Annotated in this window: 18 protein-coding genes; 4 read left to right on the forward strand and 14 right to left on the reverse strand. The window is 37.3% G+C overall.

The features are described 5' to 3' along the window. Positions 1-1,013: 1,013 nt before the first annotated feature. Genes PLE33_06870 through PLE33_06880 form a run of 3 tightly spaced genes read right to left on the reverse strand, consistent with a single transcriptional unit; the run spans position 1,014 to position 3,802 of the window. The gene (locus PLE33_06870) at positions 1,014-1,700 is read right to left on the reverse strand and encodes a DNA methyltransferase (protein HPS60970.1); all 687 of its coding nucleotides are present in this window, start codon (positions 1,698-1,700) and stop codon (positions 1,014-1,016) included. Continuing rightward, complete coding sequence (locus PLE33_06875; GenBank protein HPS60971.1) at positions 1,690-2,376, reverse strand: BsaWI family type II restriction enzyme; 687 nt, start codon at positions 2,374-2,376, stop codon at positions 1,690-1,692. Before PLE33_06875 ends, PLE33_06870 begins: the two co-directional genes overlap by 11 nt. Before the next feature lies 1 nt (position 2,377). Next, a complete protein-coding gene (locus PLE33_06880) occupies positions 2,378-3,802 on the reverse strand; it encodes a hypothetical protein (GenBank protein ID HPS60972.1) in 1,425 nt (474 codons plus the stop codon). Positions 3,803-5,108: 1,306 nt separating this feature from the next. Between PLE33_06880 and PLE33_06885 the strand changes: the two genes are divergently transcribed. Then, on the forward strand, positions 5,109-8,303 hold the full coding sequence (locus PLE33_06885; protein HPS60973.1) for a DUF2341 domain-containing protein: 3,195 nt from the start codon (positions 5,109-5,111) through the stop codon (positions 8,301-8,303). A 39-nt stretch (positions 8,304-8,342) separates the two neighbouring features. Here the strand turns inward: PLE33_06885 and PLE33_06890 are convergent, their stop codons facing one another. The 11 genes from PLE33_06890 to PLE33_06940 form a co-directional block, all read right to left on the reverse strand. Next, positions 8,343-8,591 carry a hypothetical protein gene (locus PLE33_06890; protein ID HPS60974.1) on the reverse strand — a complete coding sequence of 83 codons (249 nt, stop codon included), beginning with the start codon at positions 8,589-8,591 and terminating at the stop codon, positions 8,343-8,345. 272 nt (positions 8,592-8,863) lie between these two features. Next, positions 8,864-9,484, reverse strand: coding sequence for a helix-turn-helix transcriptional regulator (locus PLE33_06895; protein HPS60975.1), 621 nt, complete (start codon positions 9,482-9,484; stop codon positions 8,864-8,866). After that, positions 9,472-10,260 (reverse strand): diaminopimelate epimerase, encoded by a 789-nt coding sequence (gene dapF, locus PLE33_06900; protein HPS60976.1) that lies wholly within the window; start codon positions 10,258-10,260, stop codon positions 9,472-9,474. The genes PLE33_06895 and dapF overlap by 13 nt, the downstream gene beginning before the upstream one ends. Next, positions 10,254-11,003 carry a 4-hydroxy-tetrahydrodipicolinate reductase gene (dapB, locus tag PLE33_06905; GenBank protein HPS60977.1) on the reverse strand — a complete coding sequence of 250 codons (750 nt, stop codon included), beginning with the start codon at positions 11,001-11,003 and terminating at the stop codon, positions 10,254-10,256. Before dapB ends, dapF begins: the two co-directional genes overlap by 7 nt. Next, entirely contained in the window at positions 11,004-12,119 is a 1,116-nt protein-coding gene (locus PLE33_06910; GenBank protein ID HPS60978.1) for a M20/M25/M40 family metallo-hydrolase, read from the reverse strand. Positions 12,120-12,483: 364 nt separating this feature from the next. After that, entirely contained in the window at positions 12,484-13,554 is a 1,071-nt protein-coding gene (rfbB, locus tag PLE33_06915) for a dTDP-glucose 4,6-dehydratase (protein ID HPS60979.1), read from the reverse strand. After that, a complete protein-coding gene (locus tag PLE33_06920) occupies positions 13,551-14,408 on the reverse strand; it encodes a ParB/RepB/Spo0J family partition protein (protein ID HPS60980.1) in 858 nt (285 codons plus the stop codon). The genes rfbB and PLE33_06920 overlap by 4 nt, the downstream gene beginning before the upstream one ends. Beyond that, positions 14,405-15,184, reverse strand: coding sequence for an AAA family ATPase (locus PLE33_06925; GenBank protein ID HPS60981.1), 780 nt, complete (start codon positions 15,182-15,184; stop codon positions 14,405-14,407). The genes PLE33_06920 and PLE33_06925 overlap by 4 nt, the downstream gene beginning before the upstream one ends. Positions 15,185-15,207: 23 nt before the next feature. After that, a complete protein-coding gene (rsmG, locus tag PLE33_06930) occupies positions 15,208-15,849 on the reverse strand; it encodes a 16S rRNA (guanine(527)-N(7))-methyltransferase RsmG (protein HPS60982.1) in 642 nt (213 codons plus the stop codon). Then, positions 15,846-18,284, reverse strand: coding sequence for a HEAT repeat domain-containing protein (locus PLE33_06935; protein ID HPS60983.1), 2,439 nt, complete (start codon positions 18,282-18,284; stop codon positions 15,846-15,848). Before PLE33_06935 ends, rsmG begins: the two co-directional genes overlap by 4 nt. Positions 18,285-18,294: 10 nt before the next feature. After that, positions 18,295-18,579: a hypothetical protein gene (locus PLE33_06940; GenBank protein HPS60984.1), complete on the reverse strand. Its 285-nt coding sequence runs from the start codon at positions 18,577-18,579 to the stop codon at positions 18,295-18,297. Positions 18,580-18,907: 328 nt separating this feature from the next. Between PLE33_06940 and PLE33_06945 the strand changes: the two genes are divergently transcribed. Genes PLE33_06945 through cas7b form a run of 3 tightly spaced genes read left to right on the forward strand, consistent with a single transcriptional unit; the run spans position 18,908 to position 22,471 of the window. Next, entirely contained in the window at positions 18,908-19,579 is a 672-nt protein-coding gene (locus PLE33_06945) for a CRISPR-associated endonuclease Cas6 (protein ID HPS60985.1), read from the forward strand. Next, positions 19,576-21,615, forward strand: coding sequence for a TM1802 family CRISPR-associated protein (locus PLE33_06950; protein HPS60986.1), 2,040 nt, complete (start codon positions 19,576-19,578; stop codon positions 21,613-21,615). Before PLE33_06945 ends, PLE33_06950 begins: the two co-directional genes overlap by 4 nt. After that, a complete protein-coding gene (gene cas7b / locus PLE33_06955) occupies positions 21,602-22,471 on the forward strand; it encodes a type I-B CRISPR-associated protein Cas7/Csh2 (GenBank protein HPS60987.1) in 870 nt (289 codons plus the stop codon). The genes PLE33_06950 and cas7b overlap by 14 nt, the downstream gene beginning before the upstream one ends. Positions 22,472-22,482 lie beyond the last annotated feature (11 nt).

Here is a 22,482-nt window from a genome sequence, read left to right on the forward strand (position 1 = left end):
TTTTCACCTGCCTTCAATCTCTCTACACCCCACCATCTTTTTCACTTACAACCGCACTACAACTGGTTTCCAAACCGAAAAATTGTGAGTTAAAACAGAAAGCCCACCCCCTTCCAACCGCTCTGTAACTGGTTTCCAAACCGAAAAATTGTGAGTTAAAACAGAAAATTACATCCTCATATAGCTGTCTCCTATCTTCCTTACCCCAAGCCCTCAATCTACCGTTTAACATCCCTTAATCAAGCGTTAATAATTAACGCTTGATTAAGGTTAGATAAACACTTGATTTATGCTCTCAGCTTAGGGCGAAAAGCGGTCCTTAAATCTGAGATGCAGTTTACACTAAAATAGAAAATACCCGATGGCTGGTAAATAGATAAGGATAATACATAATACCAATCCCCAATTTTAAAGCTCGGGGAAAAATGAACTAACCAATCCTTGCTTTGCCAATTAACCGAAGTTTGCCAACGAACTTAATGTTTACCCGTTTTTTAGAAGATTTTTATTCAGCACTTCAGTTGCTGAATTTGTCCATAAACTATGTGGCTTTTTTATTCGGATTATTTTTACAGTGGCAAATTCCTGATGAATTATAGAAACGGTATTTTCCTTCTTCTTCAGTAACTGAACTTATTAAAAAGGGGGATACTTTTTTCCTTTACACCCCAAACTTATTTTGCATAAAAAGAGCTACCTTGCTCCAACCTGTCGCGTATTGAATTAAATTTTACAGGACTTATCCGTTATTCCCTCATCTTTTCCATTGGCTTTGAGAGACACAAAATTCAATTTCCTGGTAATCCAGTCATCTGAATAGCAATTAGTATAGCAAAAAACAGACGCAGACAACTAATTTCACCTTCTAATCTTTCTTTTCTTTGGTTGAGTTATAAACTTCTCCTTCTTTTTTGCATTAATCAAAACAAAGACCTTAGGACTACTTCACCTTTTTCTTCATCTGGTGTTACCTATTTTACACCAACCTTTGAGACACTACAATAGAAATAGAACTATGTTACTTTTTTCATTATTATTAAATATTTGAATCCTCGCAAGTAGAAATTGTATTTTTTTGCTTTATCAATCCAGAAAGGTGTATTGGATGTTTGATTATGCCTTGCAACTGCAACTATATCAACTGGTTGGAAATATTTAGCCAATATATTATAAATATTTAGACCTACAGGTATAAAACCACTTTTCTTTCTCCAATGATCTCCAATGAGCCATGCAATATATTTATTTATTTTAAGAATACGGTATGCTTCGTTTGCTACTTTTTCTAATTCTATGAAAAAAGTTTCATTTTCGCACGATATATTTCCTATGTTGTCAGGATGTTTGTTGTAATCAATATTATCTGAATAAGGAGAATCAATGAAGATTAAATCGGCAATTTTGTCTTCAACAGGTAAATTTCTGGCATCTGCTTGTTGAATATCTTCTCTAAAGGGAACTATATCAAATCCAAGAACTTTCCTATTTTCTTCCTTGCAAACATCAATAGTTGTTCCACTTCCACACATTGGATCAATTACTAAATCGCCTTCTTTTGTATATCTTTGGACAAGATTCCAGATAATAAATGCCGGAGTAACGCCCCGGTATTTATTAAAACCATGGGGTTTATCACCATAATTCTGGGTGGGGTAATCCCAAAGGGTGGTTGTCTCAAGTTCTAACTTTTTATTGTTCATTATTTAATAATCTCTTTAAATCATCTATAAAGTGCTCAAAAAGTTTAACCTTATTGCTTTCTTCTATATCTTCTTCCGTTAAAACATAACTACCATCAAGATCTGTTTCTACAATAGCTCTTCCTTTCTTAGCTGGAATCTTTTTTGTTAATGTACCATCTTCATCAGGAGTTATGAAATAAACTTTTATATGTTTTGTAACTTCGTCCTGTATAAATTTAAATTTCCAGTAACCCGTTTGTGCAATTCGTTCTCTTAAGGAAACTTTACTTGATATAACTGCAAGCACCTTCAAAGACAATGGATTGTAAATAACAATATCAACATCAGGTAAATGTAATCCAAATTCTCCATAATTAATAGCTAAATTTCTTTTAATCTGGCTTAGCTCTTTAGTTAGTTTTGTTCTTCTTTCAAGTTGATTGCCATTAATGACTTTTAATCCAATTTCTTCTACTTCATCTGTAATTATAAACTGGATTAATTTCTCAAAATTTTTCCCTTTAAATGCTCTCCAGCTTTGTTCATAATCTTTATTTGGTGTTGGATTTTTCAGCCAATCCGCTTGATGAATCTCTTTTGCTTCTTTCAATAATTCAGATATATGCTTATAAGTTTCGGCACCAAAATATTCTTTTTTTTCAAGATACAATTTTTTTAAATCTTCAAAGTTCATTTCATTTATCCTTTAATCCAATTACAATATATTCTATTGGATATGCTTCAAAATTTGCCTCATTTTTAGTAGCAAATCTGCCTGTTTTTTCATCACGCTTTTGTGGAAGAATTTTGGAGGGTATTTCTCTTTTGATTAATCTATCAAACTTAAAACCAGAATACTGCAAACTCTCAGCGAAAACTTCAGCATTTAGAATATCTATTCCCTTCAATTTTGTATCACCTATTACATAACAACATCGCCCTCCTTTTTTCATAATTCTGAAACTTTCATCAAATACCTCTTGCATATCAATGAAAAACGCTTCAATTTCTTTTGCCATTTTTTTGCTTTTATGTTCCATTTTTTCTACTATATCCTTGGCAATTAAACTCTTTAATACTCTATTTTCGTATTTCTTATATGAAGTTCCAATAAATTCCTTTTTATATTCTATAAGGTCATCAGCTAAATCAAGCCAAATTGTTGATAATTGATGAATGTCTGCATATTCATAACTTGTTACATAAGGACTGGAAGTTATAACCAAGTCCACTGTCTCATCATCTAAAGGTTGATTTTTTGCATTTCCTATTTTAATATTGAGGTATTGATTTAAATTCTCTATAACATTCTTATGAACAATATTATAAAATTCCCTATTTCCATTCTGCATCTTCATTAAATGTCTTCTGAAGGTTTCAAATGGTTTGGATGTTTTTTTATTAAAGTCCCTTGTTGGTTTTGTGCTTCCTTGAAGCCAGATAGAACAACTTTTTAAGATATGGCTGAAGGCAACAAGAAAGAAGTTTCTAATGTTTTCATCTTCTTCCTTGTAAATTACTCTTAGTATTTTACCTAACTCAATTTTATTTTTTTCTGAAAACCAATAATCAATCCTGTCCAAATGCTTTTGTGGAATCAAGGGTTCAAAATTATCACCTAAAAATGTTATCTGAGGGCTATTGAGCATTTTCAATTCAAATAAAAGATTATTAATTTTTGTTTCAAGATATTCTGGTTCTATAGGAGTAGCTTTTACTTTTGTTATTAGATAAGCAATTTTATTTATATCAGTTCCACTTACTTTAAATCCTCTTGATATACCCGTAATGATTGTTGTTCCACATCCAAAAAAAGGATCATTTATATGCGCTTCACTACAAATAATATTTTCATCAATTAATTTTTCCACCAGCTGTGGTATAAACTTTGCAGGATACCTATGATAATTATGAGTCCATTTACCTGTATCGGATGGTTTATATTCAATAAAAGACCAATCTGTGTCTATTTCTTTTGTATTAAATACCTGAATAATATCTTGAGGAGATTTATTTATTCCGCTGTTCTCATTAATATTAGGAATAGTTTCAGTTGCATCTATTCTATTGCTAAATTCCCAATTAGAGCTTCCAATTTTCATTTCTTGGGTAGTTTTCATTTCACTTTACCTCTGTTTTACTACGGAATTAAAATTTCTATATTCCCAAATTCCCAAAAGTTGGTGTTCATTCCAACTTATTGTTTCTTTGGTTCGTTGAGGGCATCTACTAACCCTCGCTTCTCACAATCTATGTAAAATAATCAACAAATTGCATTGTTTTCAGCTTGTTAATCCAAGTCAAGTTCTTTTTCATAAAAAGGGCTACCTTACTTCAATCCGTTGCGTTTTCACTTAAACTGTATAGGCATTTTTAGGATGTTTCTGTTCCTTTCCAATGGCTTTGAAAGATACAATTTCCTGGTAATCCAGTCCTCTGAATAGCAATTAATATAGAACAAAACAGACGCAGGCAACTACTTCCGCCTTCTTATCTATCTTTTCTTTGGTTGAGTCATAAACTTCTCCTTGTTCTTTGGTTCTAATCAAAACAAAGACCTTAGGACTACTTCACCTTTTTCTTCATCTGGTGTTACCTATTTTACACCAACCTTTGAGACATAACCTGCTATCATTTTATCCCCCAGATTTGTCTCTATTATTTACTTTATAATTATAATCAGAATTTTAGGAAAAGCACTTTTTATTTTGCAATCTAAGCGACAGGGAGAATTTCTCTATCGTTTTTTTTGCCTGAACAAGGCAGTGGAAAAAAAGCAGGATTGTTAGTTTATACCTTTTAAAGAGGGTGATTGATTGTTCAGTTGTAAGGGTGCATACTTTCTGTTTTAACTCACAATTTTTCGGTTTGAAAACCAGTAGTAGATTAGTTGTAAGTGAGAAAAGAAGGTGGGGTGTGGTTGCATTGAAGGCAGGTGAAAATTGTAAGTCAAAACCTCCCGCCGGTTGCATCGTAAATTTTACGAGGGGTTTACACCGCCATCGCTATCAATGTATCGCCCAAAGGGGCTTTAAGAACTTCTAAAACTTCTCGAAAACATAATTAAAGACCCAATTGATTGTACATTCCCGTATTATTATTATAGTGATGTTGAAAATTATCAACAGAAGTTTGTCATTCGTATAATATTAACTCAGAATGAGATATGCAATATATTTGCAAATTTTCGGGGGAAGGGTGGTAAAAAATGATATTAACTTATTAACCTTTTGCCTTGACAACGATTGGAGCAAATTATGATGTGCGCAATAAGGATATACTTTATTATAAAGGTGGTAAACAATGGATAGAAGGACATCAAAAACCCTGAATACAAGTTACCATCAAAATTGGGGACTGAAGTATTTAAGGGAAATAGTTCTTCTTCAGGATGCAAAAGAGAACCGAAAAAATAGCACCTTCAGGATGAAGACAAAACTTATTTTCATATTTCTTACTATGCTTGTTTTTTCACTCAACTTCTTAACTGCACAAACCTGGAATTATTTCAAATATCAGACATTTACTCAGCTTGCAGATACAGGCACTAACTATCAGGTTCGCTTTACAGTCCATTACGGGAACGGAACGGATAACGGAGAAAATGTTTATTTAAATAGTAACTGCCGAACAGATTTTGGTGATCTCAGATTCTTTGAAGGAGCTACTGAACTTGACTACTGGATGGAATCCAAGACGGATAGTGATAATGCCGTTTTCTGGGTGGAAATTGCCGGTGACTTAAGCACTGCCAATAGAACAGTAACCTTAAAATACGGCAATTCTTCTGCTGCTACAACTTCCAATGGACCAAACACTTTCATCTTTTTTGACGATTTCAGTAATGGTTTAAGCAAATGGGCTCAAGAAGTTATTTCTGGAACAATTTCTATACCAAGTGGAGAAAATTTTGTTCGCTGTGGCGGTGGAACATCTGTTTCACCATGGGGTCATACTGTATTAGGTTCATCTGCAACTTATTCTGGATTTGCCAATAATGCAGTAGAATATAGATATCTTGTAGCAACTAATGCGATCTGCGAAGTTGGCATAAGAGGTAATTATACAAATAATACCGGCTACAAGGGCAGAAGTGATGCCAGAAAATATAATTATGGTGGTTCTGGAATTTTAGATTCGCCTTATCAATCACCTTGGAACTTTCTATCTGACGCTGGAGAAGATTTAGACCCTCCCACAGTAAATGTTTGGTATAGGGGAACTTTTACTGCATATAACTCAAATTTGAAATTATATCGCAATGGGATTCTAAAACGCAGTTCTACTTTGGGAACTTATACAACTGCAGGAGAAATATCTTTACAAAATCACGAAGGTGATCATACGGATTATGATTGGGTAGCAGTAAGGAAATTTGCCGGTTCAGAACCTGCGCGGGGTAATTGGGGTGGAGGCAATTTTTGGCAATATGCAAAAGCACAAACTATAAATCTACTTGCAAATACCGGAACAAACTATCAGGTTCGCTTTACAGTTCATTACGGAAATGGAACTGATAGCGGAGAAAATGTTTATTTAAATAGTAATTGCCGAACTGATTTTGGTGATCTCAGATTCTTTGAAGAGAAAACTGAACTTGACTACTGGATGGAAACCAAAACGGATAGTGATAATGCCGTTTTCTGGGTGGAAATTGCCGGTGACTTAAGCACTGCCGATAGAACAATAACCTTAAAATATGGCAATTCTTCTGCTACTACAACTTCTAATGGACCAAATACTTTCATCTTTTTTGACGATTTCAGTAATGGTTTAAGCAAATGGACTCAAGAAGTTACTTATGGAATAATTTCAATACCGAGTGGGGAAAATTATGTTCGTTGTGAGGGTGGAGTACATGATTCACCCCACGGTCATACTGTTTTAGGTTCATCTGCAACTTATACTGGATTTGCCAATAATGCAATAGAATATAAATATCGTTTAGCAACTGATACAATCTGCGAAGTTGGTATAAGAGGTGATGAAACAACTGATGCCGGTTACAAGGGAAGAAGTGATACCAGAGCTGGGCAAGGTTCTTCAATTTTAACTCCCCCTTATTCTGGATGGGGGTTTTTATCTGATGCGGGTGCAGATGGTAGTGTTCCATCTGCAAATACTTGGTATAGGGGGACTTTTACTGCATATAACTCAAATTTAAAATTATATCGTGATGGAGTATTAAAACGCAGTTCTACTTTGGGAACCTATACCACCGCAGGAGAAATCTCTTTACAAAATCACTATGGTTCTTATACTGATTACGATTGGGTAGCAGTAAGAAAATTTGCCGATTCAGAACCTACGCGAGGAAGTTGGGGTAGTGAACAATCCCTGTATAATCCACTGACTGAAGTTTCTTCTAATTCTTTAACTGATTTCATCTATGAGCGGGGTTTGGGTCCTTCTCCAATTCAAGATTTTACTGTAACTGGTTCAAACCTTTCGGCAAATATTAGTATTGATGCTCCCCCTGATTTTGAAATCTCACTTCAACCAGGAGCTAATTTTACTGCTCAAGATCCCATAGTTTTATCCCTATCTCAAGAGATAGTTATCACTGCAACGATTTATGTGCGTATAAAGGCAGGGTTGAATAATGGAACTTATGCAGAAAATATAACTATAACTTCCACAGGCACTACAGATAAATCTATATCTTGTGCAGGTGTAGTAACTGCAAATTATCCTGAAGATACACCTGTAGAAGAAAATGGTGTAACTATTACATTAAGTGGAGGCGATGGCAATAAAGGTAGTGGAACTATTCCTGAAATTCCCAATCCCAATATTACAGAATATCTTGGTTTTACTTTTCTCTTAGGCGATAACATACATATCTGGCATATAAAAATGGAGACCAGTTATACTTACGGAGCATATTATAATAATAATAATTGGATTATAGGTAATCGTAATGGAGATTCTATAGTATTTGATATTTACTTCAGTAAAGGGAAAGGAGATGTTGAAATTCCAGTTATTTTGAGTAATTTTGATCCTACTTTACCAGTGGAACTATCTGCTTTTACCCTAAATCTAAATTATCAGCACGGAGTTAATGTAATGTGGGCTACCCAATCGGAAACAGGATTAAATGGTTTTTATGTGCAGCGGGGAACAATTGATAATCTTTCTCAAGCAGTTATTGTTAGCCCTTTAATTCAGGGAACTAATACTTCTCAATTGCATGTGTATATGTTTACTGATAAAGAGATAGATGAACCTGGAACATATTATTACTGGCTGGAAGCACAGGATTATGATGGTTTTGTTACATATTATGGTTCCAGAAGTATAGTTTATGAAAACGGCAATAGCGGAACACCGGAAATACCTTTGGTTACAGGAATCCGATCTCTTTTCCCCAATCCTTTCAATCCTGCTGCAACTATTATGTATGAACTAAGTCAACCGGCAGAAGTGAAAATCAATGTCTATAATACTCGCGGTCAATTAGTGCATAATTTTGCCTTGGGACAAAAAGAAAGAGGTAGATATAAACTGCTTTGGGAAGGTGACGATAATTATGGTAATCCTTGTGGAAATGGTATCTATTACATCAGAATGCAAGCAGGGAAAGAAATTTCCATCAAAAAAGCAATGCTTATGAAATGAAGATAGGATTTCAGGATAAGGATTTTAGAAACGAGGATTTCAGGATTTAAGGATTAAGAGGATAAATTTAACAGAGGGCTGAGAGCAGAGGGCTGAGGGCTGAGGGCTGAGGGCTGAGAGCAGAGGGCTGAGAGCAGAGGGCTGAGAGCTGAGAGCTAAGGGCTGAGGGCTGAGGGCTGAGAGAAAAAAAATAGGTCTGGGATGAACAGGATTATAGGGATTTGAGGGATTTATAAACTTAAATATGCTTCCATAAATGATATAAACAGCTAAGTTTTTGCTTACCATCTTGTCACCTTCTCTTTTCGGTGTTTTCGGTGTCCTCGGTGGCTAAAAAAATGCGGAGGAACGGTGTCCTCCGTCTCGCTATTTCGCCATTTCACTAAAATCATTCTCCATTCTCCATTCTCAATTTATTCTCTTTCTCTCTTTCTCTCTTTGTAAAAAAATCAATCTCGCCATCTCTCTCTTCCCGTCTCGCCATCTCGCCATCTCGCCGTCTCGCCATCTCGCCATCTCGCCATTTCGCTAAATCCTTAAAATCTTTGAGAGGTAACCAGTTAGTGGATAGGCACATTGACCGGGCTATCGCCTAAAATATTGCCAATATAATCAGTTGTATCTGGTGGAACGGTCTTTGTCTCCGCTTTCGGGGTTGGAACATTATTCGTTTGGGGAATGGCATCGCTAATTGCCCGCAGGCGTTGACGCAAAGTATCCGGTTTTGTTTCTTCTTTTTCTTCCGGGATAATAACGGCAGTGGAATCGGGCTTATTAGAGGCAAAAAAATCGGGCATTTTCAACCAGTTTTGATTATAGGCATACCACAAAATGGAGCCAAGGATAATAATAATCAGAAAAATGCCAATCAGCCACATAAAGTTTGTGGAAAGCATAATCTTTTTTTCTTTCACAGGAGTAGCAGGTTTAAATTCGGGTTTAGCGTTATCCGGCATTAAATAGGAAAAAGCATTCATTACAGCATCTAAATCAGCTTCCAGAAAGCGGGCATAGTTATAAACCACTGCTTTGGCAATTCCATAAGGACCAAGCTCAGCAAAGCGATTTTCTTCAATTGCCTTAATCTGGTTTTCCGGAAAACGCAGTTCTTTCCAGATATCCTGATAGCTGTATCCGCGCTGTAAACGCAATTCCAGAAAATACTTGCCTAAGTTTTCCAATTGTAAACTCCTTCAAATGCTTGGCAAACTTCTCCGCTTAGCAAATAGCCCTTTTCGGAGGCGACGATTTTAACTATTCCGCCGGGCATAAAAACCTCCACTTCGTTATCCAATAAGCCATTGGCAATGCCACTAAAGACAGTAGAAGCAGCGCCGGTTCCACAAGCAAGGGTGGCTCCACAACCTTTTTCCCAAATTTTAATTGCTACCGTCTTTCTATTCAGCAAAACGGCAAAGTGCACATTCACTGTTTGCTCAAAACCTTGATGATGCTCTAAAGCCGAACCAAATTTAAGATGGGGATTATCTTGCAAAGAATTGACCCAAACAATAAAATGCTGATTGCCAATATTTACCAAATCTCCGGTAAAATCCTCTGCCTGATAGCTGTGTTTCAGCATTGAAGGCATTCCGAGATTAACGGTTACAGTGTTATCTTCATTTACATAACAGGTTTTAAGACCCGCCTCCGTTTGGACGCTAAATTCCTTCTTTCCTGTTTTTTGGTGCAAAATCCAGGTTACACAGCGTAAAGCAGAACCGCACATTTCAGCTGATGAACCGTCGGCATTATAAATAAACATTTGGGCATCGCAGGAAGCATTAGGCATAAGCAAAACCAAGCCATCCGCTCCAATGCCAAAATGCTGTTTGCAAAGTTCTTCCGCTACAGAAGAAAAATCCAGCTTTGCCCAGGAAATTGACTCCGGAGCAAAGCAATCCAGGATAACAAAATCGTTACCTTGAGCGTGCATTTTGAGAAAAGGAATTAACATAAAACATCCGCTATCATATCTTCAAAACAGAAAAAGCCCTTGCGGTCTTTAATCCATTTTGCCGCTTGTAACGCTCCGTAGGCAAAAGTGCTACGCGAACGGACACAATGGCTAAGCTCTATAGTTTCCGTCTCGCTGTCAAAACCAACTATATGCGTTCCGGGAAAGGAACCTGCGCGCACAGAGGCAAAATGTAATTCCTCGGGTTCTATTTTACGAAAAGCAGGTTCAAAAAGAGCTTTCTTTTTCCTGCTGTTATTGGCTATAATGGTTTTAGAAAGCTCAATGGCAGTTCCCGAAGGACTATCTGCCTTTTGTTTATGGTGCATTTCCCAACCGTAAACATCAAATTCCGGAAAGCGGTCAAATGCCTTAGTTGCTTCTGCCACAAGGCGTTTAAAGATACTCATACCGATGGAAAAATTAGCTCCGTAAAGAAAACCTGTTCCTGCCAGATGGACTTGTTGTTTTATTTCTTCCAGATAGTTAAACCAGCCGGTTGTGCCCACTACCATATTTTTTTGGTAAGAAAGAACTTTTTGCATATTTTCCAGAACTGCCGAAGGATGGCTGAAGTCAATACAGACCTCAGCATCTTGCAGGGATTCTGCAGTTATTGAATGATAGCAATCCTTTTGGTTGGGGTCTATCGTTGAAACAACGGTGCAGTCAAATTCAGGAGCCAAAGCAGCAAGCATCTTTCCCATTTTACCATAGCCAAGCAAACAAAGTTTAACAGCCATTTATTCCTCCGCATAAAGACGGATAAGTTCTTCTACAAAAGCAGTTCCTCTATAGAGTTCATCCACCAGAATATCCTCATCCGTAGTATGCACTTTATTCATTCCGGTGCCTACGATAATCGTTGGTAAACCGTTAGCATTAAAAATATTAGCATCGCTACCACCACCTCCAACTTTGATGTCTGCCGGAAGCTGCAAATTCTGTAATGCCTTTTCTGCAAGTGCTACAACAGGAGCATTACGCTCAATTAAAAATGCCTCATATTCCTTTTTCAGTTCAAAATGAAAGGATGCTTTGGCTCCATATTTTTTAACCGTAGCAATAACTGCCTGCTCAATCTCCTCACAGACCTTTTGCAGTTTGCCCTTATTATGACTGCGAGCTTCACCTTTAACTAAAACTTCTTTGGGGACAATATTGGTAGCTGAACCACCCTGAATGATACCTGTATTGCAAGTGGTTTCAAAATCAATCCTGCCCTGGGGCATAGCCATAATTGCCTCTGAGGCAAGACGGATAGCATTTAATCCTTTCTCAGGTTCCACACCCGCATGCGCTTCCTTGCCATAAAAGTTAATCTGAAATGAATTTTGGGAAGGAGCTCCAATAACTATTTCTCCAACCTGATGAGTATCTAAAGCATAACCAAAAGCGGCTTGCAGTTTGGAAATATCAAAATTCTTAGCACCCAAAAGCCCTATTTCTTCGGAAACAGTTATCAACACTTCAAGAGGTGGATGAGCAATGCCCTTATCCTTAATTTGTTTAATAGCCATAAGGATTTCAGCAATGCCGGATTTGTCATCGCCCCCTAAAACAGTTGTGCCGTCTGTGAAAATGCGTCCGTTTTCAATAGTTGGCTTAATTCCTTTGCCGGGAACAACGGTATCGCAATGAGCACAAAGCAGGATTGGTTTTTTATTGGTGACCCCGGGAAAATAGGCATAGAGATTACCGGCATTGCCGTCAATCTTTGCCCCGCAGTCATCTTCTTCTACAATTGCCCCCAGTTCTTTCAAATCTTTTTTCAGCCTATCCGCAATGGCTCTTTCGTTTTTGGATTCGCTATCTATGGCAATGAGTTCAAGAAAGTAGCTTACTACATCGTTTTGCATTAGGACATCCTTTTATGTTTTACTATCTAAATATATAATAACCGAAATTTCGGATAGGGGCAATTATTTCTCTTTGGAGGGTTGAGGGAGGATGCTGTTTTTCCCGAGGGTTGACGTCCTCGTCAACCTCGTAAACGACGAGGATGTCGTTTTCCCTAATTTTTTAGCCACCGAAAACACCGAAAGCACCGAAAGGGGTTGTCGTTTTTCCGAATATTTTAGCCACCGAAAGCACCGAAAACACCGAAAACACAGGAAGGTTGACGTCCTCGTCAACCACTTAAACGACGGGGATGTCGTTTTTCCTAATTTTTTAGCCACCGAAGCCACCGAAAACACCGAAAGGGGATGTCGTTTTTCCTCGTTATCCAATACCCAGGCGTTCCTGACGGTATTTATTATTCTGAATATTTTGCCACCACTGCTTATTTTCCAGATACCAGGCAACAGTTTTCCTGATTCCAGTAACGAATGTTTCGGCAGGGCTCCAATCCAGCTCTTTTTCTATTTTTGCGGCATCAATGGCATAGCGTAAATCGTGGCCTGGCCTATCTTGCACGAAAGAAATCAGTTCGGTATAGCTTTGCAGGGTATTTGAGGGCTCCATTTCATCCAGAATTTTACAGATAGTAGTAACAATATCAATGTTCTTCATTTCATTGTTACCGCCAATATTATAGGTCTCGCCAATTTTCCCTTTCCGAATAATGGTATTGATTGCTTCACAGTGGTCTGTAACAAAAAGCCAATCCCGCACATTCAATCCTTTTCCATAAACAGGTAAGGGTTTATGAGCCAGGCAATTCAAAATCATTAACGGGATCAGTTTTTCGGGAAACTGATAAGGTCCGTAGTTATTGGAGCAATTGGAAATAGTAATCGGCAAACCGAAAGTTCTTTGCCAGGCACGCACCAAATGGTCAGAACCGGCTTTAGAAGCAGAATAAGGAGATGAAGGATCGTAAGGTGTTTCTTCTGTAAACATTCCTTGCTCCCCCAAAGAACCAAAAACCTCATCTGTAGATACATTATGGAAGCGAAAGTGTTTTTTTGCCTCATCCTCCAAGGTGCGAAAGTATTCCAAAGCGGCATTCAACAAAGTTGCCGTGCCTACTAAATTGGTTTGCACAAATTCCATAGGACCGTCAATACTACGATCCACATGAGATTCGGCAGCAAAATGGACAATTGTATCGGGTTTAAACTGATGGAGGAGTTCTTTCATTTTTTCGGCATCACAGATATCTGCCTGGGCAAAGAAATAACGGGAATTGCCATATTTTGCTTCCAAATCCTGCAAGCTTTCCAAATTTCCTGCGTAGGTAAGTTTATCTATATTCAGTATCTTACCCGTAAAAGAAGGGTTGGCAAAAAGGGTATGCAAATAATTGGCTCCAATAAAACCGGCACCACCGGTAACAATAACTCTGTTCATTCTTCCCGCCTTAAGTTATTTAGCATTGCTATAAAATTAGTAAGTTCTTCCTGAGATTTATAGGTTAGGGTTATTTTGCCCTTGCCCTTATTTTCCTGCACTTTCACTTGCAGGCGTAACATTTTGCTCAGTTCTTTTTCCAATTCTTTATTGCGGAGGTTTGTTTTGCTCTTCAAGGGGTCTGTCTTTTTCCCTAAAGCGAAGGTTTTGGCTTTTTCTTCCGCTTGTCGCACAGTTAAATTATACTTAATGATGTATTCTGCAAAGCTATTTTGCAGGTTAGGAGAAACGGATAAAACCGTGCGTGCCTGTCCTGAATTCAATTCTCCGGAAACAAGCATCTGTTTTACTTCTTCAGGCAATTTCAACAAGCGCAGAGAGTTCGTTACGGTTGCTCTATCTTTACCTACAATTTCAGAAATCTGGCTATGCGTTAAGCTAAAATCCTCCACCAGGGTATTATAGGCAATTGCTTCTTCAATCGGATTCAAGTCCTCTCTTTGAATGTTTTCAATTAGGGCAAGCTGCAGCTGTTCTTTTTCAGAAACGCTGCGAATAACAACCGGCACTTTTTCCAGTCCTGCCTGTTTTGCTGCCTCCAAGCGTCTTTCACCTGCTACAAGTTCATATTCCGAAGAGCTGGTTTTGGTAACGATAATTGGCTGAATAATCCCGTTTTCTCTAATGGAATCGGTTAGTTCCGCCAGTTTTTCAGGATCAAAGGTTTTCCGGGGTTGATAGTGATTGGGTTTGATGCTGTTTACGGGCAGAGTGGTAATTCCCCATTGGGGATTTTGCTCCTTTTCAATATCTGGAATCAAAGCTGAAAGACCGCGTCCCAAATGTTCATTCATAGCTGATTTTCCTGTTTACTTCTTTGGATAACTTCGTTTGCCAGATTCAGGTAACTCATCGCACCGGGAGACCTGATATCATATAAAAATATGGGTTTACCAAAGCCGGGGGCTTCAGTTAATTTAATATTCCGGGGGATAATAGTGCGGAAGACCTTTTCCTTAAAATAGCGATGAACCTCTTTGGCAACCTGCAAAGAGAGGTTCACTCTTTTATCAAACATCGTTAACAGCACGCCGAGAATATTTAAACCCGGGTTTAAGTTCTTTTGAATAAGGCGAATAGTAGTCAGCAACTGGCTAACCCCTTCCAAGGCATAATATTCACACTGAATAGGAATTAGCACATCCATTGCTGCCGTCATAGCATTAACTGTCAGCAAACCCAGAGAGGGAGGACAATCAATAAGAATAAAATCAAAAGTGCTCAAAATTGGTTGCAGTGCCTCTTTTAGCTTATGTTCACGGGCAAATTCATGCACCAGTTCAATTTCCGCACCGGTTAAATTAATATTTCCCGGAATGCAAAAGAGGTTTTCCGTGGTGGTGGAGAGAATGGTTTTTTCTATAGGAGTTCTGCCTATCAGCGCATCGTAAATTTGCGTTTCTACTTTATCTTTATCAATTCCCACTCCGCTGGTAGCATTACCTTGAGGGTCAAAATCAATCAGCAGAGTCCTTTTTTCCAGAACTGCCAAGGCAGCGGCAAGATTAACGGCAGTAGTTGTTTTTCCCACACCACCTTTCTGGTTTACTACTGTTATTACTTTGGGCATATCTATCCTTTAAATTTTTAGCGTTAGTGCAGCAACAGGTCACGCTGTTTTATGCCAATTACTTTGCGTTGACCCAAGGCAGGATAATTTTTATCTAAAAGAACCTCATATTTCAGGGATTGCACATCATCCAATTTCTGAGCTTTGTAAAAAACAGCCATTCCGCTTGGTTTCAGCAATCTTCGCAAAGGAGAAAGATATCTTTCTTCCAAAGAAACGGCTCTGCAAACAATATAATCATAGCTGGGACGCCTTGCTATATAAGCATAATCTTCCAAACGGCCTGTTTCTACATTGGTAGCAGGAAGAGCTAAAGCATCCACAAATTCGTGCAGAACCTTGGCTTTCTTTTGCACTGAATCCAAAAGCGTTATAGTAAAATCAGGAACGGCAAGTTTAAGCGGAATTCCCGGTAAACCACCTCCCGAACCAAAATCCAAAACGGTTTTATCTGTAAAATCCAAACATTCCAGGGCAACTAAGCTGTCAAGAAAATGCTGCACCCAATATCTATCCGGAGGAAGGTTTCGGGATACCAGATTTACTTTCCGATTAGCTACGGATAGTAAATGCAGGTAATGTTCAAAACGCGCCATTAGAAACTCTATATTCTCAAAATTGAGAGCGCGCAGGTAATCCTCAAAAATCTGTTTTTCTTCACTCATTGTTGTTCCTCTTCCCATTTACGAATTAAGGTTTTCACCAGAAAAGAATTGTCCTCCGCCATACTTTTCAGGCAACGATGCGCTTCGGGAGTTCCCATTTGTTTCAAAGAACGGGCTACAATATAGCGATAGCGCTCAGCAGGATGAAAAGCATATTCAGTTAATAAATTAACGCTTTCCCCACTTTTTATACTTCCCAAAAGCGAAAGACAGGTAGTAATATATTTTCTGTTATGTAAATGTTTCCGCAAGGGCTCAATTAATGTGCTATCTCCAACTCCGGCAATTAGGGCTAAGGCATTTTTAGCTTTTAAACTATCTGCATCATCGGTATAATTGAATAGTAACTTTTTAAAGTTCTCGTTTTTTTGCACCATCACTTCCAAAGCACGATATTCCAGTCCCGATTTAGTATTCAATTTGTTCTGCAGAATATATTCGCTTGCTTCATCAGCTCTGGCAAGCATAATTTCCCGGGCTTTTTGAACTCTGTTAACGGCATTGCCAACTTCCCATTCAGCAGCAGCAGAAAAAATATCTTCTATAGGGTCATCAGGAGCAGGAGGAGGTAACATTGGCAATTCTTCCGGCTCTGGGGATTCTGAATTATTAGTTGAGGGGGACATCAATTCTCCGGAATCCAAATCTTTGCCAATGCCATAAGTGTCTTTTTTCCATATTTTTCCATCAGCAATCAAAGTATCCGGGTAGCTATCTTTGCCATCTTTATCCAAGAAAAGACCAATTCCACCGGTAGCTCTGCTATAAGCCCCATAACCATAATTTTGAGGATTATAGCGTTCATAACGATCATTTCCGCTTTTATCTATAAAAATACCTACCGAATTGGATAAACCCAATCCGTTACCCCCTTCAATGGAATAGGCATCATCCCCTTTGGCATCAATGAAAATTCCCGTAGCCCAATCGTGACCTGCACCCTGACCGGGTCCGTGTCTGCTGTAATAGGCATCTTCACCCTCCGCATCAAAAAGAAAACCTGCAGCAAGATGAATTCCCGAGCCCTGAGGATAGTAAATAGCATTATAAACATCATTTCCGCTTTCATCAATCAACATCCCTAAAGCATACCAGTAACCAACCCCCTGAGCATAAACACCTCCCAGATAACGGTCATTACCATTTCCATCAAAAAGAATGCCTATGCCCCCGGCAAAATCGGGACGCAAACCAAAACCCATACCCTGCCCTAAAGTTAAATAATCGTTGGGCATTAAAGGTGCGTGGAAATATTTGCCTCCCAAAGTATAATTATCGGCACCATTATAATCTAATAACGCTCCCGTAGAACGGATTGAGCCAAAACCCTGAGCCATACAGGTAGCGCTGTAAAGATCATTGCCTGCCAAATCTTGAAGGATGGATAGACCGCAAATAGCGGCACCTTGACTGAAAAAACCGCTTTCATAAATATCTTTACCGGCAAAATCACGATGTATTTGCATTCCTGCCATTGCTGCAAAAGAAAAATCACCCGTTCGGTAAACATCGTTTCCTGCCAAATCAAAGGAAATTCCTATCCCGGAAAGAGCAAAAAACATTCCTCCCACATCAGCATTCAGATAGCTGTCATCCCCGTTAACATCAATCAGCAGATAGGTATAATTGTTTTCGCCGGTAGCCAAAGTCATTGTATATTTATCATTTCCGCCTGGCTCAATCAGCAGGATTAGCGGTTTTTTTAGCATTTTATCGCTATAGCAATCATCATTTAGCGTTCCGATCAGCATTGTACCATATTTGCCGATTTTCACTATTGGCTTTTTATTGTTGTAGGATAATTTTCCTGCCTCGCTGCTGATTACATCTGATAAAGCTAAAAATTGCATTCCCGCTTGTTGCAAATATGGTTCGGAAAGAAACTCCATCAGTTGTTTTATTTCGGTGTCATCAATTTCTTCCAAAACGGGTAAATGATGTTTTGCAAAATAAGCAGAATAGCTATCTTTATCTTCATTCTCCATCAGAGCCGTGAAGAGATAGGCAACATATTTGTCCCATTGTTCATTGCCATAATTGGAATATGCTTTTGCTAAAACGGGTATAATCTGATTCAGAGCGGTCTCGTAAAAATTGCATATATCTTTGGGCTGTTTTACTTTATGCCGAAATTCCTGCAGGTAAAATTCTTTATAATGCAGATAATTGGAAAAAGCGCTATCCTCATCAATTGCCTTTTGATAAAGAAAATCCGCCAGGTAGGTAAATTTCTCATCATTATTCGCTTCATTTACTGCCTTTCTAATTTGTTGCATCAAATCCAAACCGGAATATGGCTTCTGCAAAGCATTTAACACTGCCTGGCTTTTTCCCCAGGTAGAAAGGTCCCAGTCCTTTTCAAAATTCAGATCTGCAGGGCTCAATTGTTGCTCCTGAAGCATCTTTTCCAGCTCCAGATAATCTTTGTCAGACAACAAGGAATAGTCATTCTGGGTCAGCATATCCGATTGGACATTGGTAGAAGCCGATAATAATGTATTTTCCACTGAAATAAAACCGCACCACAGAAACACCAGTAGATATGCCTTTAAAACCGTTTTCCTCATTTTTTCCTTCTCCGATTTCAATTTCTTTGAACTTTGTTTTATTGTCAATCTTTAGATTGCAATTTAGGTTTTTTTTACCTCCTTGATTTTTTGTTTTAACTCTAAACCGAGCTTCAGCTTTGACAGTATCGGACAAAGGATAAATTTCCTGTTGCTTCTGCATCTCGTTGCAACCACAAAAAGAATCGGTTTAAAGTCAAAACAAACAGCATACCCGCCGCAACTACCCTTTTTCCATCCCAAATTTGGTTGTTTATAAATTCCTTCTTGTTTGCGCTATACCACGGATGAGATTCCCGTATCTTTCCCATATCGCGATACGGGAACGATACGAGAGTCATATCGGAGTTTTATTGAGAAGATTTCGGGATCCCTTGATACAGTTTCTGCTTGACAGAATATTTATATATTGTTTTTTAGAAAAAAGTAGATTTCCATAGTCAGAAATAAAATGCGAATTCTTTATTATAAAGGGATGGGATATAGGCAAAATGAACATTCGTTATTTACTTGTCAGCTGGACTGATGTCAATTTGGAGCCAAGAGATATTCCCAAATTGCGTGGTTTCTTTGTAAACCAGTTTCCCGACGACCATATTTTTCATAATCATCTGCCTAACTCTGGCTATAATTATAACGCCCCTCAAATTCAATATAGGATAATTGATCAACATCCTGCCCTGCTGGCTATCAATGAAGGTATAAATATCATTAAAAAGGTCTTTCTGGAAGTGGATAAACTGGAAATTAACGGCAAAACACTCGTTTCCAACGAAAGAGAAATCGCCTTGAAAGAAGATGACTTCGGCTTAACAGAGGACTATTTCACTTACTTTTTTTCCTCTCCCTGGATGGCTTTAAACCAGGAAAACTATAAGGATTATAATAAAATGAATACTTTTCAGCGTAACCAAAAACTAAAAACCATCCTGAAAAATAACCTCAAAACCCTTTCCAAGGCATTTAACTATTGGATTCCAGAGGTGGAAAAACTAAATGTGGATGGCTGGTTTAAACCCCTGGAAGTAAATTTCCATAATCAACCAATGCAATGCTTTACCGGCGATTTTACAACCAATTTCCTTATCCCTGAATTCCTTGGCATCGGAAAACAAAGCGCTCGCGGCTTTGGTGTAGTAAGAAAAAGAAAGGAGGAAAAATGATTCCTTTATATCAAGCTATAGGGAAAATAGTATTAAAAACAGCGAATTTTAACTCGCTTCCCGAAAAAGAACAAAAACTATTTATTGTGAAACAGTATTGCAATGAACTGGAAAATTTTAAATATACGAAAGATGCTGAAAGTCATTATGGACATATGTTGGAACTTAATTTGGATACTCAAAATAAGGTATGCTATTTTTCCCAAGGTACTGAATTAATTCCTGAAAAAAAAGATGAACTCCTGGTCTTTGCTAATTATGCTCCGAATGATCCTTCTATCTATGCTGCCCACATATCGTTAAAACCACTGCTGCAATTTGAACTATATAATTATGTAGAAAACAACTTCAAAAAAATACCGTGGAAAGAAGAAACTCGGGGAAAGGAGTTCTTAAACTATTTAAAAGATATACAAGAGACATTTTTCAGAATGGAAAATAATATAATCTCACTTAAATATGATAAGCTTAAAGAAGACCAACAAAGGGATTTTCCTGATCCTGAGAATATACCTGAACTTAAAGATAATTTGAATGAAGCATCTAAATACAACAAAGTATTTCAAAAATACTTAAAAAAATATCTTTCTGCTACTATAAATGAATTTGTTACTGATAGACAAGCTTATGCTTTAAAGATTGATGGTAAATTCTTGCACCAAACTGATTATGCAGATTGCTATATTGATGTTTTATATTATTACCTTTTTGAAAGACATTATTTAGATAATACAAAACAGGGCTATTGTCATATCTGCGGAAATGAATCTACCCTACCCAAAGACACAGCTATTAAACAGAAATTTTTTGGGACTACTAACCCTCTTTATTTTGATAAAGTAGATAGGAACTTTACGCATAATGCTTTTTCAATGTGCCAAAAGTGTAATCAACAAGTATTAGTCGGAATTCAATATGCATCAATAAAGTTAAAAACAACTTTGCTTGGTTTGCAAACTATAGTCCTACCCGAAATTAAGTTTGAAATTGATAATGATGAGGAACTAATTGATCCTCAAAAACTTAATACGGCTACAAAGCTTCTGGAGCGAATACCCTTAGATCAAAAAAGGGATGATATTAATACTCTTAATACCCTTCTCAGAAGGTTAAAAGAATTTACTTTGCTTTTTTATAGCAAGCCAAGCCCAACTTCACAAGAATTTATCATTAACGGAATGATTAAAAACATCAATCTAAAAGAATTAATAACTAAAACTGAACACTTGAACAAAATGGTTCAAGATTATAAATTAGGTTCCTTATATGGTTATCAAGCTATTTTGTCTTTTGAAGGGCTTAGATATTTAATTCTACCTTCAAAAGAATCTCATCCCGGATTGAATCAATATGATTATACTGTATTGAATAAAAACATTATCAGTATTTTAGGGACATACATATATAAAAGGAAATTTCGCTATTATGATCTTATCTGTATGTTTGCCGATATTTATAACCGGAAAAACAATAATTTGAAAACCGAGAATAAGTATTTTTTAAATATTACCCCCTTTCTTATGACCCTATATTTAGATCACTTAATTAAATTTAATCAATTAGAAGGAGTATCAATTATGGAAAAGCGTAATTTAATTTCTAAGCTGCAGGATGAAAAAATCACTGCTTATTTTAACACTCATTCCCAAATTTATGAAAATAACTTCTATGCTCAAGGTCTTTTCATATTGGGAATGTATATTGCCGCAATAGAAACCGAACAGAGAAAAAAGGATATCAAAAGCACTTTAATTAATAGATTAAATTTGCGTGGTATTCCTGTTCAAAAAGTTAAGTCCTTAATGGCTATGGTTGATGAAATGGGTAAGGTTTGGAATAAATATTATGATTCTATAACTGAAAATTATTACCGAGAATGTATGCAAGGTATAGAGAACTCTTCTCTATCACCGGAAGAAATTGTCTTTCATATTTTAAGTGGCAGAGCTTATTCAAATTATTTAGGTGCCAAGTATAAATTAGAACATCCAGATAAAACTGAAAAAAATCAGGAGGAACAAAATGATCAACAATAACTCAGAAATCCTGTTTCTTTACGATGCACAGATGTGCAATCCTAATGGTGACATGGACAATGAAAACAAACCCCGTATGGATTATGATACTTTCATAAACCTTGTTTCCGATGTCCGCTTAAAACGCTATATTAGAGATTATTTTGAAGACAACAAAGGCGAGGAAATCTTCATATCCAACAAAGCCAAAGAAGCCAAAGAACGCAATAAACAAATTCAAGCAATCGGGAAAGGACATCTTGATTTAATAGATGTTCGTCTCTTTGGAGCCGTAACTGCGGAAGAGGATAAAGGTGGCCATTTTACAGGTCCCGTTCAATTTAACTGGGGTTATTCCCTACATCCTGTAGAAATGGTTGATAGTTCAACTATCACTTCCAGTTTTTCAGGTGGACAAGGTATAGGTAAAGATTATCGTTTATATTATTCCCTAATTGCCTTTTCCGGAAGTATAAATGCCAATACTGCAAAAGAAACAAATCTTTCCGAAACAGACCTGCAACTTTTAGATGAAGCAATGCTTAATTCTATACCACTTGCCAGAACCAGAACTAAAATTGGACAATACCCGCGTTTATATTTACGGATTGAATTGAAAGGCAAAGATAAATTTCTGAAGGATTTACGAAGTATGATTGAAGTAACTTCTAAAGACCTTAAGATTGCACAAAACCTTCGTCTGATCCGGAAACCTGAAGATTATGAATTAAACATTAAATCCTTAATTGAATATCTGGAGCAAAACAAAGATCTGATTTCAGGTATAACCTATTGGAAAGATGAGCAGATTTCAATTCCAGAGTTTGATAAAATATTTATCCAAGAAAACTGGAAAAAGCCACTTTCCCTTAAATGACAGGGGAAAGA

It is taken from the genome of Candidatus Cloacimonas sp. (assembly GCA_035403355.1).
GTDB lineage: Bacteria > Cloacimonadota > Cloacimonadia > Cloacimonadales > Cloacimonadaceae > Cloacimonas.

What these genes read in the sequence shown, in the direction of transcription:
- PLE33_06870 (HPS60970.1), bottom strand. Translation starts at nt 1,700, where the DNA reads ATGAACAATAAAAAGTTAGAACTTGAGACAACCACCCTTTGGGATTAC.
- PLE33_06875 (HPS60971.1), bottom strand. Translation starts at nt 2,376, where the DNA reads ATGAACTTTGAAGATTTAAAAAAATTGTATCTTGAAAAAAAAGAATAT.
- PLE33_06880 (HPS60972.1), bottom strand. Translation starts at nt 3,802, where the DNA reads ATGAAAACTACCCAAGAAATGAAAATTGGAAGCTCTAATTGGGAATTT.
- PLE33_06885 (HPS60973.1), top strand. Translation starts at nt 5,109, where the DNA reads ATGAAGACAAAACTTATTTTCATATTTCTTACTATGCTTGTTTTTTCA.
- PLE33_06890 (HPS60974.1), bottom strand. Translation starts at nt 8,591, where the DNA reads ATGGTAAGCAAAAACTTAGCTGTTTATATCATTTATGGAAGCATATTT.
- dapF (HPS60976.1), bottom strand. Translation starts at nt 10,260, where the DNA reads ATGTTAATTCCTTTTCTCAAAATGCACGCTCAAGGTAACGATTTTGTT.
- dapB (HPS60977.1), bottom strand. Translation starts at nt 11,003, where the DNA reads ATGGCTGTTAAACTTTGTTTGCTTGGCTATGGTAAAATGGGAAAGATG.
- PLE33_06910 (HPS60978.1), bottom strand. Translation starts at nt 12,119, where the DNA reads ATGCAAAACGATGTAGTAAGCTACTTTCTTGAACTCATTGCCATAGAT.
- rfbB (HPS60979.1), bottom strand. Translation starts at nt 13,554, where the DNA reads ATGAACAGAGTTATTGTTACCGGTGGTGCCGGTTTTATTGGAGCCAAT.
- PLE33_06920 (HPS60980.1), bottom strand. Translation starts at nt 14,408, where the DNA reads ATGAATGAACATTTGGGACGCGGTCTTTCAGCTTTGATTCCAGATATT.
- PLE33_06925 (HPS60981.1), bottom strand. Translation starts at nt 15,184, where the DNA reads ATGCCCAAAGTAATAACAGTAGTAAACCAGAAAGGTGGTGTGGGAAAA.
- rsmG (HPS60982.1), bottom strand. Translation starts at nt 15,849, where the DNA reads ATGAGTGAAGAAAAACAGATTTTTGAGGATTACCTGCGCGCTCTCAAT.
- PLE33_06940 (HPS60984.1), bottom strand. Translation starts at nt 18,579, where the DNA reads ATGCAGAAGCAACAGGAAATTTATCCTTTGTCCGATACTGTCAAAGCT.
- PLE33_06945 (HPS60985.1), top strand. Translation starts at nt 18,908, where the DNA reads ATGAACATTCGTTATTTACTTGTCAGCTGGACTGATGTCAATTTGGAG.
- PLE33_06950 (HPS60986.1), top strand. Translation starts at nt 19,576, where the DNA reads ATGATTCCTTTATATCAAGCTATAGGGAAAATAGTATTAAAAACAGCG.
- cas7b (HPS60987.1), top strand. Translation starts at nt 21,602, where the DNA reads ATGATCAACAATAACTCAGAAATCCTGTTTCTTTACGATGCACAGATG.